The sequence below is a fragment of the Nocardia elegans NBRC 108235 genome (genome assembly GCF_001612845.1).
GTDB lineage: Bacteria > Actinomycetota > Actinomycetes > Mycobacteriales > Mycobacteriaceae > Nocardia > Nocardia nova.
The window spans coordinates 73620-90345 of sequence record NZ_BDBF01000036.1; the positions used below are offsets into that span (position 1 = coordinate 73620).

General features: G+C 67.5%; 11 protein-coding genes and 2 pseudogenes. 4 read left to right on the forward strand and 9 right to left on the reverse strand.

All coding sequences use genetic code 11. The features are described from left to right. Positions 1-161: 161 nt before the first annotated feature. From NE2_RS24225 to NE2_RS24235, 3 genes and pseudogenes are all read right to left on the reverse strand, one after another. Positions 162-1385 (reverse strand): annotated as a pseudogene (locus NE2_RS24225) (YibE/F family protein); the annotation flags it as partial. A 480-nt stretch (positions 1386-1865) separates the two neighbouring features. Then, entirely contained in the window at positions 1866-3125 is a 1260-nt protein-coding gene (locus NE2_RS24230) for a pyridoxal phosphate-dependent aminotransferase (RefSeq protein ID WP_036523778.1), read from the reverse strand. Positions 3126-3217: 92 nt separating this feature from the next. Further along, positions 3218-4555, reverse strand: a complete 1338-nt coding sequence (locus NE2_RS24235) for an NsdA family TPR-like regulatory protein (protein WP_084494294.1) — start codon at positions 4553-4555, stop codon at positions 3218-3220. Between the two features lie 268 nt (positions 4556-4823). Between NE2_RS24235 and NE2_RS24240 the strand changes: the two genes are divergently transcribed. From NE2_RS24240 to NE2_RS24250, 3 genes are all read left to right on the forward strand, one after another. Then, positions 4824-5273, forward strand: a complete 450-nt coding sequence (locus NE2_RS24240; RefSeq protein WP_063029706.1) for a hypothetical protein — start codon at positions 4824-4826, stop codon at positions 5271-5273. A 153-nt stretch (positions 5274-5426) separates the two neighbouring features. Continuing rightward, entirely contained in the window at positions 5427-6095 is a 669-nt protein-coding gene (locus NE2_RS24245) for a DUF8020 domain-containing protein (RefSeq protein WP_063029708.1), read from the forward strand. Between the two features lie 233 nt (positions 6096-6328). Beyond that, a complete protein-coding gene (locus NE2_RS24250) occupies positions 6329-7006 on the forward strand; it encodes a DUF8020 domain-containing protein (RefSeq protein WP_030514312.1) in 678 nt (225 codons plus the stop codon). A gap of 161 nt (positions 7007-7167) precedes the next feature. Here NE2_RS24250 and NE2_RS24255 read toward each other — a convergent pair whose 3' ends face one another. After that, positions 7168-10449 carry a (Fe-S)-binding protein gene (locus NE2_RS24255; protein WP_063029739.1) on the reverse strand — a complete coding sequence of 1094 codons (3282 nt, stop codon included), beginning with the start codon at positions 10447-10449 and terminating at the stop codon, positions 7168-7170. Positions 10450-10998: 549 nt separating this feature from the next. Here NE2_RS24255 and NE2_RS24260 point away from each other — a divergent pair. Beyond that, positions 10999-11766, forward strand: coding sequence for a DUF8020 domain-containing protein (locus tag NE2_RS24260; protein ID WP_227463074.1), 768 nt, complete (start codon positions 10999-11001; stop codon positions 11764-11766). A gap of 88 nt (positions 11767-11854) precedes the next feature. Here the strand turns inward: NE2_RS24260 and NE2_RS24265 are convergent, their stop codons facing one another. From NE2_RS24265 to NE2_RS36420, 5 genes and pseudogenes are all read right to left on the reverse strand, one after another. After that, positions 11855-12745: an NRDE family protein gene (locus NE2_RS24265; RefSeq protein WP_063029711.1), complete on the reverse strand. Its 891-nt coding sequence runs from the start codon at positions 12743-12745 to the stop codon at positions 11855-11857. 139 nt (positions 12746-12884) lie between these two features. Further along, complete coding sequence (locus NE2_RS24270) at positions 12885-13106, reverse strand: hypothetical protein (protein WP_063029713.1); 222 nt, start codon at positions 13104-13106, stop codon at positions 12885-12887. 140 nt (positions 13107-13246) lie between these two features. Then, positions 13247-14593, reverse strand: a complete 1347-nt coding sequence (locus tag NE2_RS24275) for a S1 family peptidase (RefSeq protein ID WP_062967752.1) — start codon at positions 14591-14593, stop codon at positions 13247-13249. A 166-nt stretch (positions 14594-14759) separates the two neighbouring features. Further along, a complete protein-coding gene (locus NE2_RS24280) occupies positions 14760-16151 on the reverse strand; it encodes a S1 family peptidase (protein WP_063029715.1) in 1392 nt (463 codons plus the stop codon). A gap of 182 nt (positions 16152-16333) precedes the next feature. Further along, positions 16334-16726: pseudogene (locus NE2_RS36420) on the reverse strand (hypothetical protein); the annotation flags it as partial.

The window sequence follows — 16726 nt, forward strand, 5'->3', positions numbered from 1 at the left end:
TCCCGGCCCTCCACGCGCCGACTTCCTGCGGTCTCGCCACGCGCGGCGACCCGGCGGTGGCTGCCGGTGGTTTCGGCCGCACTCTCGGCCCGACGCCGGCCCGTGGCAACGGCACGGCGGGGTTCGGGTTCGGGCTCGTAGTCGTCGAAGCCGGCGCGTTGCCCGAAGGGGCGGGCCAGCAGGACCGCGATGGCGGTGGTCAAGGGCACCGACAGCGCGAGGCAGATGCCGCCGACCGCGGATCGGGTGATTTCGATGGCCACCGCATCACCGGTGAGCACGTCGCTGATGGAGCGCCCGGCGACGGAGAACATCAGCAGCAGCGGCAGCGCGCCGCCGGCGTAGGCGAGGACCAGGGTGTACACGGTACTGGCGATGTGGTCGCGGCCGACGCGCATGGCGGCCGCGAAAACCTCACGCCGCGTTGCCTCTTCATCGAGTGCGGCGAGTTCGAAAGCGGCCGAGGCCTGGGTGATGGTGACGTCGTTGAGCACACCGAGGGAGCCGATGATGAAGCCCGCGAGCAGCAGACCGGTAATGCTGACGTGCTGGATATAGGTGGCGACGTTGGTGTTCTGCTCCTCGGACAATCCGGTCAGATTCGTCACCTCCAGCGCGACCCAGGACAGCACCGCCGCGAGCACCATCGCGCTGAGTGTGCCCAGCAGCGCCGAACTGGTCCGCAGATTGACGCCGTGCGCCAGATAGAGGACCGCGTAGAGAATCAGCGCTCCCGAGACGAGGGCAACCGGCAGCGCGGGCTTCCCGTCGAGCAGTGCGGGCAGCAGGAATACGACCAGCACCCCGAAGGCGAACACCAGGCCGAGCACCGCGCGCAACCCGCGCCACCGCGCCACCGCGACGATCACCACCACGAAGACGAGCGTGATCAGCAGCAGGGGCATGCCGCGCGAATAGTCGTCGAAGGAATAGATGGTGGTTCCGCTCGGGTCGTCCTGGCGAACCAGCCGAATGTGGTCTCCGGCATGCAAATCGGGTTGTCCCGGCCCCGGCGCGATTTCGAGCAGCGTACGGCTGCCTTTGTTCGGCCCCGATTCGATCGAGACCAGACTGCGCTGGCAGGTGTAGGCATTCGTCGGCGGTGGTTGCGGAGTATCGGGAAACGCGCGCCCGTTCGACGGACTCCCGCACGGCCCCATATCCTGCATCGCGACGGTCCCGGCCTCGGTCTGCACCGCCCCGCCGCCACCGTTCTGCATCGGCAATGGAATATCCACATGCTGCCGACTGGGCCACAACCAGATCATGGCGATCACGACGATCACCCCGATCGCGGTGAGCACCCCCACCACCACCCGAGCCGCCGTAGCCCCGATAGCAATGGGCCCGGAATGGTCATGATGATGGTGATGATGCTCGCTCACCGCAGGGAGCTTAAAGGAACTTATTTTCAACAGCAGCGCGTACTACGTCTCCGCGTGCTTTGGCCGGATTCACGCGCCCGCTTCAGCCTCAAAGAACAACCGCACACCTGATCACGCAAGAACATGGGTAACTCACCGGGGCACGGGCTAACAGAACCAATCGACCATCCACCGGCCGCCAACGCAAAGGATCCCGCGCCTGAACCAGGCCTGAATACGCGGAGAGGCGGTACAGCAAGGCAGTGGGAGCGGGCGGCGGAGAGCAGGGGGATGTCTCCGCCGCCCGAAAGGGATCCGACGGCCCAGGGGGGGTAGGCGGTCGAATCCAGGACCGAGCGGCCCAGGGGGGGTAGGCGGCTCGGCCGGGCACTGTGAGTGCCGAGGACTACTGTACACAAAAGTTCGAAGTTTGCGCCAGTAAAGTCTTCAAAAACCTACTTTTCCAAACTCCCGGTTTGTTTTGGCACGTCCCGGCCCCGACTACTGGCGGTAGCTGGAGAGGAAATTGCCGAAGCGCTCGATCGCCACGGCCAGATCCCGGGCCCACGGCAGCGTCACGATGCGCAGGTGATCGTGCTGCGGCCAGTTGAAACCGGTGCCCTGCACCATCAGGATCTTCTCCTGAAGCAGCAGGTCGAGCACCAGTTTTCCGTCGTCGTGGATGTCGTGCACCTCGGGATCCAGCCGCGGGAACGCGTACAGCGCGCCCTTCGGCTTCACGCACGAGACGCCGGGGATCATATTGAGCTTCTCCCACGCCACATCGCGCTGCTCGAGCAGCCGCCCGCCGGGCAGGATCAGATCCTCGATGCTCTGGTAGCCGCCGAGCGCCACCTGAATCGCGTGCTGAGCGGGCACGTTCGGGCACAGCCGGGTGGAGGCCAGCAGGTCGATGCCCTCGAGGAATCCGGCCGCGTGTTCCTTCGGGCCGGTGATGACCAGCCAGCCGGACCGGTATCCGGCCACGCGATAGGCCTTGGAGAGGCCGTTGAAGGTGAGGCACAGCAGGTCGGGAGCCAGGCTGGCGAGCGAGATGTGCTTGGTGTCGTCGTAGAGGATCTTGTCGTAGATCTCGTCGGCGAGCAGCAACAGCTGATGTTTGCGAGCGAGGTCCACCAGCTGCTGCAGCACCTCCGACGAGTACACCGCGCCGGTGGGGTTGTTCGGGTTGATCACCAGCAGGGCCTTGGTCTTGTCGGTGATCTTCGATTCGATATCGGCCACATCCGGCTGCCAGCCGTTGGACTCGTCGCACAGGTAATGCACGGCGGTGCCGCCGGCGAGACTGGTCATGGCGGTCCACAGCGGATAGTCCGGTGCGGGGATGAGCACCTCGTCGCCGCTGTCGAGCAGCGCCTGCATCGTCATCGTGATCAGTTCGGAGACGCCGTTGCCCAGGTAGACGTCGTCCACGTCGAATTCGGGGAAGCCGGGGACCAGCTCGTACCGGGTCACGATCGCGCGGCGCGCGGGCAGGATGCCCTTGGATTCGGAGTAGCCCTGCGCGTACGGCAACGCGGCGATCATGTCGCGCATGATCACATCGGGGGCGTCGAAACCGAACGGCGCCGGGTTGCCGATGTTCAGCTTCAGGATGCGATGGCCCTCGGCCTCCAGTCGTGCCGCATGTGCGTGCACCGGCCCACGGATTTCGTAGAGAACGTTCTGGAGCTTCAGGGACTGCTCCAGAATCCGGGGCGGTTGATGCGGTGACTGACTGGTAGGGCTCACCTGTTCAATGGTGCCACCGCCCCGCAACTGCATATCCGAGGCATCGCCCCCGCGCCGTATCGGCGTTGTGCCGGTCACATCTGGGCCGGCGCGCCCGCCGCTCAGGTCGACGGATTGGCCGGCAGCATCCCGGTGGCGACCGTGGTGCCGCAGAACTCCTCGATCCGTTCGTCCAGACGGCGCGCCTCGACCGCGTCGCGGAAGCGGGGAGTGGCGATGCGACGGCGCAGTCCGGTGAGCCGCTCCTCGAGTTGGGCGATGCGGCGATCCTCGGAGAGTTCGAGTACCGGACTCAGTGCGTCGCCGGCGCCGTCGAGACTGCCGTTGATCAGCTGGGCCGCCGCGTTGTCGACCCGCGCGAGCGCCTCGGCTCCGTACGACCGCTGTTCGCGGGGGCCGCCGCTGTACAACTCGATGGTGCGCTGGGTTTCGGCCAGTGCCGGTTCGGCCTGGCCGAGATGGATGTAGGTGGCGCCGGCGTAGTAATGACTCTTGGCCTCCGGGAAGCCGAAGACACCGCCGGTCTCGTCGTGCAGTTCGTCGGTGCCGGTGCCCGCGCGCGCGGCCTCTGCCGCGCGGATGCAGCGTTCGGCGTCCGCGGCGCTTCCGAGTTTGGACCAGATGCGCGCCTCGATGTTGTGCAGCCGGACCTTCGCGGTCACCGAGTCGGCGTACTGCTGACCGTTCTGCGCGAGTGCCACCGCCCGGCGCGGCCGCTCGGACCAGTATTCGATCAGCGCCTGCATGCCGCGCGTCCACGCGCGTAATCCGTTGTGGCCGCACAGTTCCGCATAGGCCCAGGCGGCGCGGGCCTGTTCCCCGGCGGCGTCGAGATGTCCGAGATCGGTACTGGCATTGGCCAGCAGACCCGACAGCGTTCCGGCCAGCAGATACAAATGGCTTGTGTCCGCGGGCTTCTGGTGGCCTTCGAGCAGCCGGTACACCCGCCGGCGCACCCGCAGCATCTCCACCATCATCGGAACCGGCGGCACGTGGACATACTCTCTGGCGATGCGGGTGGCATCGGCGTCGAGCTGTTCCAGCGCGGAGGCGCCGACGTTACTCGCCTCGGCGCGACCGGCGTGCTCGCTGGCTTCGTGGGCAGCCGCCATGATCAGATCCCTCTCCGAAATCTCGGCTAACGCATCACCTCTCATCGCACCTGCGTCTACGAGTGCCAAAAGTTCCGCGTCGCTCGAATACTTGCTGCGCGTCGAATGACCTTGACGCACCTCGAATTCCGGTTCCGGCCGATCGATGACGGGCTGATCGATCATGGCCGCGAACCGTGCCCGCACGACTTCGTCGGACCTGGCGAGTGATGTGTCCAGCGCGGCCTGGTTGACCGGGCGCGGATGCACCCGGGCACCGCCTGCCTCCCATTTCGACACCAGGCGTTCGTGCACACCGAGATGGGCCGCGAACTCCCTGATGCTCATGCGTTTGGCATCGCGGAGGGCACGGGCTTCCTTACCTGACCACTGCCGGACCACGATGTCATCCCTTCCGCGCGAACTGGTCTCCAGAGTACGAGCGGACGGTGATCACGGCCACAACCGAAACCGAGCTGGTACAGGGGAATTGGCTGGTCCCGGCGGTTTGGGCAGTGAAAGGGCAGTGCAGGGCGCGTGTGGGGGCGTTTCGGGGACGTCGCAGTGGCGGGAGCCTTGAAGATATCGAGAGAGTCGCCGTGAAGGTCGGGAAACTGTGAACGTCGAGAAGCTCAGAACCGCCGACGATTGGGTGATGTTCTATCGGCATCACGCCGGTCTGACATGTATCCAGCGTGGGGGATTCGTCACGCTGCCGGTGACCGGCGCCGTCGGTGTCGTGCATCTGCCGGCCGACCGCGCCGAAGCGGTGTGCCGATCGCTGACCGAACACGACGGGTGCGGGCCGGTGCTGGCCCGGCGCGTGCGCTGGAGCTTTCTCGTATTTCCCGACAGCCGGCCCGGTGGGCAGATCGCGGAGATTCTGCAGCGTCTCGATATCGGCATCCCGGCCGACGGCGGCGAGATCATGATGCCCACCAGCCTGGGCCGATGGACCCGCGAGGGTTGTCACTGGATCGTGCCGCCGGGGCCCGACCTGGAACTTCCACCCCTTTCGATAGTCGTCACGACGGCGCTGGCGGTGGGAAGAGGCGGCGAGGACTGAACCCGCAGACCGGTCCTCGCCGCTGCCGATCCGGGTCCGCCTCGTTGCCTGTCGGGGGCGGACCCGGATTCGGAACGTGGATACCATCACATCCGGAACAGTCCTTCTTCAGATTTGACCCATTTGTGACATGTGGACGTTTAAGATTGCCGGATGAAGCTCCAGCGCCTTACCGCGATATCCGCACTGGTCGTCGGCGCCGTCACCGCCGGAACCACGGCCGCGCACGCCGAACCGGCCGCCGCACCCCAACCGGCGGCGATCAAGTACTCCATGAGACTCGTCGACAAGACCGTGGTGACCACCCTGCAGGGCGGCACCTTCCGGATCGCCGCGGACGGCAAGTCCTACGCCATCACCGATCCCCATGGCGCCACCGTGGTCTCACTGCCGACCGAGGTGCGCGTCGCCGGGACCGAGGTGCCGGTGAAACCGGTGGTCAAGAACGACGGCACCGTCCTCGAGTTGACGCCGCAGCGCACCGTCACCGTCGACAAGCCGGTCACCGTGCAACCGATCGCCTCGCCGCTGGAGAACCATCGCGCGATGAACGACTTCGAAACCAATTTCGGCGTCGCGACCGCCGTCGGCACCTTCCTGGGTACCGCTGTCGGCGCTATCGTCGGCGGTGTCACCGGCTGCATCCTGGGCTTGCCGCTGTTGGGCGTGGGGTGCATTCCGGCCGCGGTCGCCGGCGCCGGTATCGGTGGCATCCTGGGCACGATCGCGATCGGCGGTCCCGCGCTGGCGATCACCGGATTGGACATGATCGGCACCCTGTCGGCCGCGCCGGGCACGACGAAGTGGGCCGACGACAAGTAGGTCCGGTTCCGGCCGACCGCGGTCCGACTGTGCCGCAACCCGATTCGCGGCACAGTGCCTTGTGAGGGCCCCCAGTACTGGGGGCTGCTCCGCTGGTGGGCATCCGCGTAACATCGATCCGCTTGCGTGGCCGAAAGTGGTGAGCTCGAAGCGAATTCACCGCAAACCCGCAGGTGTGACGGCGCTCGTCGAGGGGGCGGGCGCCGAGATTCGATGACGGAATGGAAGTATCGATGAATCTCCGCAGCCTCACCGCGGCCTCCGCGCTGACGATCGGCGCACTGACCGCCGGGCTGACCACCGCCCACGCCGACCCGGCTCCCACGCCGGAGCAGACCGGGATCAGGTACTCGGTCAAACTCGTGGACAAGACGGTCGTGACGACCTTGCAAGGGGGGACCTTCCGGCTGGCGCAGGACGAGAAGTCGTACTCCGTCACCGATTCCCACGGCGCCACCGTGGTCTCGCTGCCCACCGATGTGCGCGTCGACGATGTCGCCGTTCCGGTGAAGCCGGTGGTGAAGAACGACGGCACCGTCCTCGAACTGACGCCGCAGAAGACGATGACCACCGACCATCCGGTCACCGTCCAGTCGATCGCGTCGCCGCTCGAGAACCAGCGCGCGATGAACGACTTCTCCACCCAGTTCGGACTCGCCACGGCCGTGGGCGGATTCGTCGGCACCGCGATCGGCGTCGTGGTCGGCGGAATCACCGGCTGCATCCTGGGCCTGCCGCTGCTTGGTGTGGGCTGCATCCCCGCCGCGATCGCCGGCGCCGGCGTCGGCGGCATCCTCGGCACCATCGCCGTCGGTGGCCCCGCGCTCGGCATCGCGGGTATGGACCTGATCAACACCCTGCAGGCCGCCCCGGGAACCAGCAAGTGGGCCAAGGACTCCGCGGGCAACTAGGAGTCACACACCATCGAAGGCCGGTCGCTCGCGCAGCGGCCGGCCTTCGGCGTTGCGGCGAACCCGCCGCTATCCGTGGATGCTCCGATTCGCGGGCCGGTAGTGCCGGATACGACAAGGGGGCGCTGCCGGTGTGGCAGCGCCCCCTGCGGTGAGGCGAACTACTTCTTGCGGCCCGGGGCCTTCGCTCCGGACTTGAAGCCCAGGCCACCCGGCTTGGCGGTCGGAGGCTGGACCTCTCCGTTGCCGCTGTCGGCGGATTCGGTGGAAGCCGCCGGTGCCTCCGGTGCGGGAGCCGACTCGGCCGCCGGAGCCTCGGTCTCGGCTGCTTCGCCGCCGGCCGCTTCGGCCGGTGCCGCGCCGTTACCGGATTCCTTTGCCGCCGGGGCGGATTCGGCAGCGGCGGGCTCGGCGGTGCGCGGGGCCTTGGGGCCGGGGCGCTTGAAGCCGGACTTCATCGCCAGACCCTTCGGCGCCACCGTCGGTTTGGTTTCGGTGGGGCCGGTGGACGTGGCGGTCGGAGCCGACTCGGCCGGTTCCGCGGGCGCCTCCGAAGCGGGTGCCGAAGCAGGCGCCTCGGCAGCAGCCTCGGCCGGGGCTTCGCTCGCGGGCTTGGCGCCCGGAGCCTTGGCCTTACCCTTCATGGCGAGGCCCTTGCCGCCGGGTGCCTTGGCGGCACCCTTCATGGCCAGGCCGCCGGGCTTGGCGGTCGGCGCCGCCGGAGCCTCGGTGCTCTCGGCTGCCGGAGCGTCGGCAGCCGACGCCTCTGCCGCGGGGGCTTCGGCGGGCTTCGGAGTTGCCTTGGCGCCCGGTGCTTTCGCCGCGCCCTTCATGGCCAGGCCCTTGCCGCCGGGTGCCTTGGCGGCACCCTTCATGGCCAGACCGCCCGGCTTGGCGGCGGGAGCCTCCGCGCTCGCCTCGGCGGCCTCGGGCTCCGGAGTTGCCTTGGCGCCCGGTGCTTTCGCCGCGCCCTTCATGGCCAGGCCCTTGCCGCCCGGTGCCTTACCGCCACCCTTCATGGCCAGACCGCCACCGCCGGGTGCCTTGCCGCCACCCTTCATGGCCAGGCCCTTACCGGCGGCCGGGGCGGCCTGCTCGGCAGGCGCCTCCGCCTCGGTGACCGCGGCTTCGGCCACGGCGGCCTCGGCGGCCGGTGCGGCCGCGGCCTCGGCGACCGGTTCGGGAGCCTTGGGCTGCTGGACCACCTTCAGGTTCTCCGACAGCGCCGCGGGCTCGACCCGGTCGATCGACTGCAGCATCAGCTGCGCCACATCCACGACCTCGACGCCCTGGCCGACCTCGCCGGAATCCTTGCGCGCGGTCACACCGTCGGTGAGCATCACGCGGCAGAAGGGGCAACCGGTGGCGATCAGCGACGGCGAATTACCGCCGTCCAGGGTGGCCAGCGCCTCGTCGGTCCGGTCGAGGTTGACTCGCTTACCGAGCTGTTCCTCCATCCACATGCGGGCACCACCGGCGCCACAGCACATCGAACGCTCGCCGTGGCGCGGCATCTCGGTGACCTTCGCACCGGAGGCGGCCATCAGCTCACGCGGTGCGTTGTAGATCTTGTTGTGCCGGCCCAGGTAGCAGGGGTCGTGATAGGTGACCTTCTCCGACACCGGCTTCACCTGAACGAGCTTCTTCTGCCGCACCAGCCGGTTGAGCAGCTGCGTGTGGTGCACGACCTCGTAGGTGCCGCCCACCTGCGGGTACTCGTTGTTGAGCGCGTTGAAGCAGTGCGCACAGGTGACGACGATCTTCTTCTTCGACGGCTCCACGCCCTCGAAGACCGAATTCAGCGTCTCGATGTTCTGCATCGCCAACTGCTGGAACAGGAATTCGTTACCCGCGCGGCGAGCCGAGTCACCGGTACAGGTTTCCTCCGCACCCAGCACCATGAATTTCACGCCGGCCGTGGCCAGCAGTTCGGCGACGGCCTTGGTGGTCTTCTTGGCACGGTCCTCGTAGGCACCGGCACAGCCGACCCAGAACAGATATTCGTATCCGTCGAAACTCTCGGCGTCCTGCCCGAATACCGGAATATCGAAGTCCAGCTCCGACATCCAGTTCAAGCGATCCTTGGCGTTCTGGCCCCAGGGGTTGCCCTTGTTCTCCAAATTCTTGAACAGACCGGCCAGCTCGGAGGGGAATTCCGATTCGATCAGAACCTGGTAGCGACGCATATCGATGATGTGGTCGACGTGCTCGATATCCACCGGGCACTGCTCGACACAGGCGCCACAGGTGGTGCAGGACCACAGCACCTCGGGGTCGATGATGCCGTTGACATCCTCGCCACCGACCAGCGGACGCTCGGCCTCGGCCTTGGCCGCCTCCGAGATCTTCGCCAGCGCGGCCTCGTTCGGCTTGCCCTCGGCGTCGACCAGGCCGACCTCGTCGCCGCCCATATCCTTACGGCCACCGGCGAGCAGGTAGGGCGCCTTGGCCGCACCGTGATCGCGCAGCGACATGATCAGCAGCTTCGGCGAGAGCGGCTTACCGGTGTTCCACGCCGGGCACTGGCTCTGGCAGCGACCACATTCGGTGCAGGTGGTGAAGTCCAGCCAGCCCTTCCAGGAGAAGTCCTCGATCCGCCCCGCGCCGAGGGTGTCGGTATCGGGGTCGACGTTCTCCATATCCAGGGCGCGGCCCTTGGACATCATCGGCTTGGCCGCACCCAGGGCGACGCCGCCGTCGTCCTCACGCTTGAAGTAGATGTTGAAAAAGGCGGAGAACCGGTGCCACGCCACACCCCAGGTGATGTTGCGACCGACGTAATAGAGGAATGCCATACCCGACATCAGCTTGATGAAGGCGAAGATCGACACCATCGTCGCGTTGGCGGGCAGCAATTCGGCGACCCGCATCGTGAAGAAGTCCGTTGCCGGGTTGCCCTCGCCGTTCAGCGCGATCTTGCCGGCCTTGACGAAGATCATGCCGAGGCCTTCCATCAGCACGATCGCTTCGATCACATAAGCGGGCCCGAACTTCGAACCGCTGAATCGTGAGAGGCGCTGCGGGATCCGCGGGTGATTGAGCTGGCGAATGGTGATCAGCGTCAGGATGCCGACCACCGTTCCGATGCCCATCAGCTCGTCCCAGAAGTGGTACACAGCCCAGTTGCCGATGATCGGCCAATGGAATTCGGGGTCGAACGTCTGCCCGTACGCCTCGAACCAGAGGATGGCGCCGGTGATGAAGCCGATCATCACCAACCAGTGCGCCCAGCCGACGGTGCGGAACTTGTTCATGCGGGTATGGGCGATGAACTCGACCAGCATCGTCTTGAGGCGTGGGAAGAACGGCCGCCAACGATCGGGTGCCGGCTGACCGACCCTGATCGCGCTGAAGATCTTCCACGCGCCGCCGATGAACGACGCCCAGCACACCAGGCTGAGCACCGCTCCAATCGTGCCCAGCGTCACTGTCAGGGCATTCATGTCGCGACCTTCCTTCGGTTCCACGAGCATTCCGGCGACCGGGCTGGGGTCGCCGTCGGTTGCTCGTATCGTAACGGGCAGTAAGTTACCCGCCGGTAACTTATCTGTCCATCGTATGATGCACGAGTGGTCTATCCCAGGTTGTGGGGTCCAACCGTACTGGGGGTGTGACCGTTCTCACGTGTTGTCCTGCGGTTTTGGCGTGGGCGCGGTCGTCTGACACGGTAAATCCCGGCAAATCCGGTACTTAAGCCAGGACAGGCTTACTCGCCGCGAAGGCGAACCGTTGTGGAATTCCGTGTTAATTGTTAGGGCACATAACAATTCTCGCTTTCGGTCGGGGTATTCGACTAAGCTCACCTCGTCCTGCTTGCTGTGTGCACCTTCACACTGCTCGGGGAGGTCCGTCAGGTTTGAAGTCGGGGTTGATGGCCTGATGGATGCGTGGGCTCTCGCGGAGAAGTTGCGTGCGGCAAACCCTGATGACGGATTGGAAACCGAATGAAGCTCCGCAGAGGTACTGCGGTCGCCGCTATGGTCATCGGCGCAATGACCGTGGCGTTGGGAACTGCCAACGCCGACCCTGCACCAGCCCCGGCTCCGGCCGCCGACGCCAAGCCGGGGATCGACTACTCCACCAAACTGGTCGACAAGACTGTCGTCACCAAGCTCAAGAACGGCACGTTCGAGCTCGTGGAGAAGCACGGCGCGACTCCCGACCAGAAGCAGCAGGTCGTCGACATCAAGGACCAGGCCGGCAATGTCGCCCTGGAGATGCCGATCGACTACCGGATCGCGGGCGTTCAGATTCCGATCAAGCCGGTGCTCAAGGACAACGGCACGGTACTCGAGCTGACGCCGGACAAGCCCGCCAACGTCGACCTGACCAAGCCGGTCGCCGCCGCCCCCGTGGCCGCGGTCGCGGACACGAAGGTCGACCAGCAGGCGCCGATCCAGGCCGATAAGCCGGTTCTCGTCGCCAAGGATGTCGCCTCGCCGATCGAGAACCAGCGCGCGATGAGCGACTTCGCCACCAAGTTCGGTCTGGCGACCGCGATCGGCGGTTTCGTCGGTACCGCCATCGGCGCCGCGATCGGTTGTGTCGTGACGATCGTCGCCGGCTGCATCCCGGGTCTGGTCACCGGCGCCGGCGTCGGCGGCATCGTGGGCACCGTCGCGGTGGGCGGCCCTGCTCTGGTTGCGGCGGGCGTCGAGCTCGTCAACACCATGCAGGCCGCCGACGGAACCACCCAGTGGTCGGATGCGGCCATGGCGGCGGCCAGCGGCCAGGCGCAGCAGGCCAACCAGCCGAAGTAGTTCGCGGCGCGGAGCCGGTCATCGGCCGGCTCCGAGACGTGTACGGCCCGTCTTCCACACGGAAGGCGGGCCGTTGTCGTTGCGGTGGTCAGTCCGCGATCCGCAGCCGCCCGGTGTAACTCACCTCGCCGAGCGGTTTGCCGAATTCGGCGAAGGACCGTTCGGCGATCTCGAAACGTCCGTCCTCGCGGACCAGGAGCACCGTGCTGCAGCGGGTTCCGTGCCAGTCGTTGGCGACGAAGCGGGCCGATACCGAGCGTTCCTGATCCGGCGACAATCCGGTGTGCGGTAGTTCGGCGTCGGGTGCGATGGTGCGGTCGGCCAGGACGTCGAAGTAGTCCTCGACCGCCGGCGAACCGACTATCGCGCTCAGCGCGCGCACGCCGTCGCGCACCTTCGGCCACGCTGTGGCGCCGGTGTCGGTGTGCACGGTGCCGTCTCCGGTGCCCTCGCTCTCCGCGGTCCGACGATCCGCGATGCCTGCCGTCCGTTCGGAACCGGGAAGGGTCGAACCGAGCAGGGCGGCATTGGACAGCCCATGCACTCCCGGCGGGAGGGCCAGTGGAGTGGCCTCGCTGCGATTGCTGTGCCACCACAGCGTCTCCAGATCGGAGACCACCAGGTTGTAGCCGTTGTAGTCGTCCAGATCGGCCGCGGTGGAACGAACGAACTTCTCCGGTGCCGTGGAGGCGGTCAGATAGTCCATCAGCAGAGCGCCGCGGGAGCGGGCATCGGTGCGCTTCTCGTTCGGGCCGCGCACATTGGTGACGGTCGCGAACCGGCCGGCCTCGGGGACGATCCCCAGCCAGGTGCCAGGCACGCCGTCCGGAGCTCCGAGATCACGCCCGGCCACCAGGTTCGGCCGCTCCGGCCACCAGCGCATCGATTCGGTTGGGCGCGTGTAGAACTCGTCGCGATTACCCGCCACGATCAGCCGATACTCCGGATGCGCGCGCCACCCGATCAACACCAGACACATAACTCCAGCATGCCCCAGCCGCGGTGCCGGCACTATCGCGGCCGCGGCCACCGAGTCTCGTCACCGGCGCGTGAAGGTGCCCCGTCGGCACGAGCCACAGCGGACTCGGTGCTGCCGACGAGGCGCCTCCTCGCGGCGATCAGCCGACCGGGATGGAGGGCGGATTGCAATCGGCGGTCCGTCCGCCGCCCGACAGGGTGTCCAGCAGGCAGCCGAGGTTGATCTGGCTGCTGCCGGAGGACAGACCGGCGGTATCGGACGCGGCTGCCGGGGCGGCGGTCGTCGCCGATGCGATGGGGGCGGCGACGAGAAGTGAAGTGGCGCAGAGCAAACCGGCGGTAAAAAGCTTCGCTGTGAACATGCGTGCGATCCTTCCATCCGGCAGCGCGGCGAAGGATCCCCGAATTGCGCTGCCCCGAACGCTCGGGGCACACCGCTTCCCGCCCCGGATACGACGAAAGCCCGGCATTGCTGCCGGGCCTTCGACGATGCTCGAAGCGCTCAGTTGGTGCGAACCCGCAGACCCGGGTTGTCGGAGAGCACCTGGTTCACCGGCTGCGCGAACAGCTGGGGCGCGTCACCGGTCAGGGCGCCGATCAGGTTCGGGATCTCGCAGATCGGGTAGTCGGCCACCGAGGAGGCGCTGGAGATACCCAGGGCCATGGTGCCGGTGACGATCGGGCCGCCCGAATCACCCGGCAGCGCACAGATGTTCGCCGAGAAGGCCTGGGTCAGGTCGCGGTCACCGACCTGCACGGTCTGATCCACAGCGTTGACCACGCCGCAGCTGAAGCCGGTGCGCGAACCCGACTTGCAGACCGGGGCGCCGACGACGGGGTCGGCGACACCGGTGATCGCGATCGGCGCGGCACCGGGGACCCGGACCAGGTTGTTGGCGAAGCGATCCCGGCTGCCGGCATCGATCGAGACGATCGAGTAGTCCTGGTTGCCCAGAATCGACTTCTGGAACGAGCCCAGCTGGGCGCCGATGTGGTTGCCCGGCAGCAGCTCGAACATGCCCGGCGCGTTCGCGGTACCGGCGGCCGGAATGTTCGGATCGCAGTGTCCGGCAGTGATGTTCACCGGGTTACCGTTGCGGTCCTCACCGTTGAAACCGGTGGAGCAGACCAGCTGCATCTTGCCCGCCACCGAGGCGTAGGAATCGCCGCCCGCCCGGGGCGCGTTCGGCTGCTCAGCGGCAACCGGCTTCACCTGCGGGTCCGACTCCGGCGGGCCGACCGGCGGAGCGGCCATCACGATCACGTGTGCCGGGTCGACGAAGCCCGGCATCGGAACGCCGGCCTTGTCCACGCGCACCGCGATGCTGTTGTTGACGGTATCGATCACGACGCCGCGCACGGCCTGTACGACGGCCTCGGGCTGGCCCGAGAGCCACTGCTGGAAGGCGTTCTTCTCGCTGCGCAGCACGGTCTGGCTCTTGGCCACGTCCTTCACGCCGAATCCGGCGTCCTGAGCGGCCTTCTTCGCCTCGTCGAGGCCCTGGCCCGGAGCCAGCGCCACCACGGCCTTGCCGGCGTCGTCGAGCCACGCGCCCGCGAACGCCTGCGGGAACTGACGCTGCGCGGTGGCCGTGAAGGCCGCCACGTGCTGTGCCACATCGGCGCGGTGCAGGTACTCCTCCGGCGAGATCTTCAGATCGCGCTGCACGGCCGCGACGAGATCGGCAGGCAGGTTCGGGGCCGGGGCGGGCGCGGGGTCCGCGGAAGAGGTCGCCGCGAGCGGCCCGAGAACCAGAACCGCCGCCGAGGCGGCGACGGCCGCGCTGCGGAGACGGGTGCGCGGGGCACGTCCCGCGGCGGACGAAAGTCGGATGCGTGGCAGGAGCATGAGGCGACTATATGGGGTTTACGCGGCTATGCCTACTTGTCGCGGACTTTGGCCGAACTCACACCCGGCATACCGGAAATCGATACCCGCTGTTCACCCGGCCCGTATCGCGCCGAGGGGCACGTCCGCTCCGGCGAACGTGCCCCTCGGCGCAGTGGAAGGATCGTCAGCCCGCGTTCGGGCGCGTACGCACCGTGATGCCGGCGCCCAGGCCGCCACCGGAATTGGCGTCGATATCGCTGAGGATCTGCCGGATCGGGATGCCCAGCGTGGCGGTCCCTCCGTACTGGGCCAGATCCATGTTGGCGGCCTTGCAATCGGGGGCGTCGGCGGCGTTCGAACCGCTGGTGATGCCCAGGGCGAGGGTGCCCGAGACGATCGCCCCGCCGCTGTCGCCACCGAGGGTGCACGCTGAGCTGGCGAAGCCGCGCACCGTCTTGGATTCGCCCTCGGCGGTGAACAGCGCCGTCTCGACCCGGTCGGCCACCACGAACCCACAGGTGAAGGTGGACGACTGCCCCGACTTGCAGATCGGGGCGCCGGTGATCGGTTCGGCGGTTCCGGTCAGCGTGAGAGTGGTGCCGTTGCCGCCGCGCACCGAGGGCTGGTCCATGCCGGCGGTGATCGCCCGCTCGTTGAGCTTGATCACCGAGTAGTCCAGTCCGGTGCTACCGCCCAACTGCGCCTTCACGAAGGTGCCGAACTGTGGGCTGGCCTTCAGGTTGCGCACGTTCGGCAGGTAGACCCCGGCCTCGGAGTCGCCCTTGCCCACGTTCGGATCACAGTGTCCGGCACTGATATTCAGCGCGTTTCCGGCGGCGTCGATGCTGTTGAAGCCGAAGGAGCAGACGTCCACCGACTTCAGCGCGGAATCGTCGAGGGAGGTGGGAGCGCTGATGTAGGTGTCGCCGGCCATCGGTCGGTGCTCGACCGGGCCGCCGCCGTCGGGCGAGAGCACGACCTTGACGTTGGCGATCAGGGTCGGAAGGTTCAGCAGGTGACCGGCCGGGGTGTTCGCGACGCTCAGCACCAGCTGGCTGTTCAGGAAATCGATGGCGACCGAATTGATCCCGGCCGACAGTTCCCGCGGCAGCCCGCCGATCCACTTGACCAGCTGGTCGAGCGAGCTCTCCAGATTGTCGGCCGAAATCGGCGCCAGGCGAGTCTGATATCCGGCGGAGTTGGCGATGCGCGCGGCGTCGAGCGAGGTCACCGCCATCACCGGCTTGCCGTCGGCGCCGAGCCACGCCCCGGCGAAGGCCTGCGGGTGTGAGGAGCGGAATTCGCGGGCGTAGTCGCGCAACTGCTGGGCACGGGCGGCACGGTCCAAGTACTCCGCGGGCGACATCTTCAGATCGCGGCCGATGGCCTGCACCAGTTCGGGCGGCAGCGTGTCGGCCGCCGGCTGGGCCGGCGCCGGATCGGCGAGCGCGGGCGATGTGGCGATCCACGGGCCGAGAAGGAGAGTCGAAGCGAGGGCGACAGCAGCAGTTTTCACCGACGCGCGTGCCACCGAGGCGCGTCCGACCGTGGCGCGACGCGCCGCCAACTTGCGCATGGAGTCCCTTCGTCAGGCACATACGTGCCGGCCACCCGTGGGCGGTAAACCATTGGGTGGCAACAGCCCTCGACCATCAAACAGACCGCTCGCCCGGTGCGACGTCCGGAACGACCGGTCAGCGCATCACTTTAGGGCACAACGGCGTGAGTTTCGCTACGAAATCATCACGGAGTCGGTGACTAGGAGAACTGCAGGCCCGGCGGCAGCGGCAATCCGGGCACCGGTTCCAGACCGTTCGGCGTGGTCGTGGTGGTGCGCGGGGTGGTCGTGGGCCGTTGCCACGTGGTTGTCCCCGGCGGCGTGGTCGGCGTCGGAGTCACGGTCGGCGTGGGCGGCGGCGGTGGCGGCGGAGGTGGGGTGGTCGTCTCCGTCGGCGTCTCCGGGTACTCCTGCGGGGCGGGTTCCGGCGCGACGGGGGGCGGCGGGGGTGGTGCGACCGTCGTCGTCACCGGCGGCGTGGGGGCCTCCGCCCGGCCGGAAACGCCGGTCGTGGGGACCGGAGTGGCGGCATCGTCGTGCAGCAGCAGGGCCGCCGCGATGCCACCGAGGACGAGACCGGCGGTGGCCGCGGC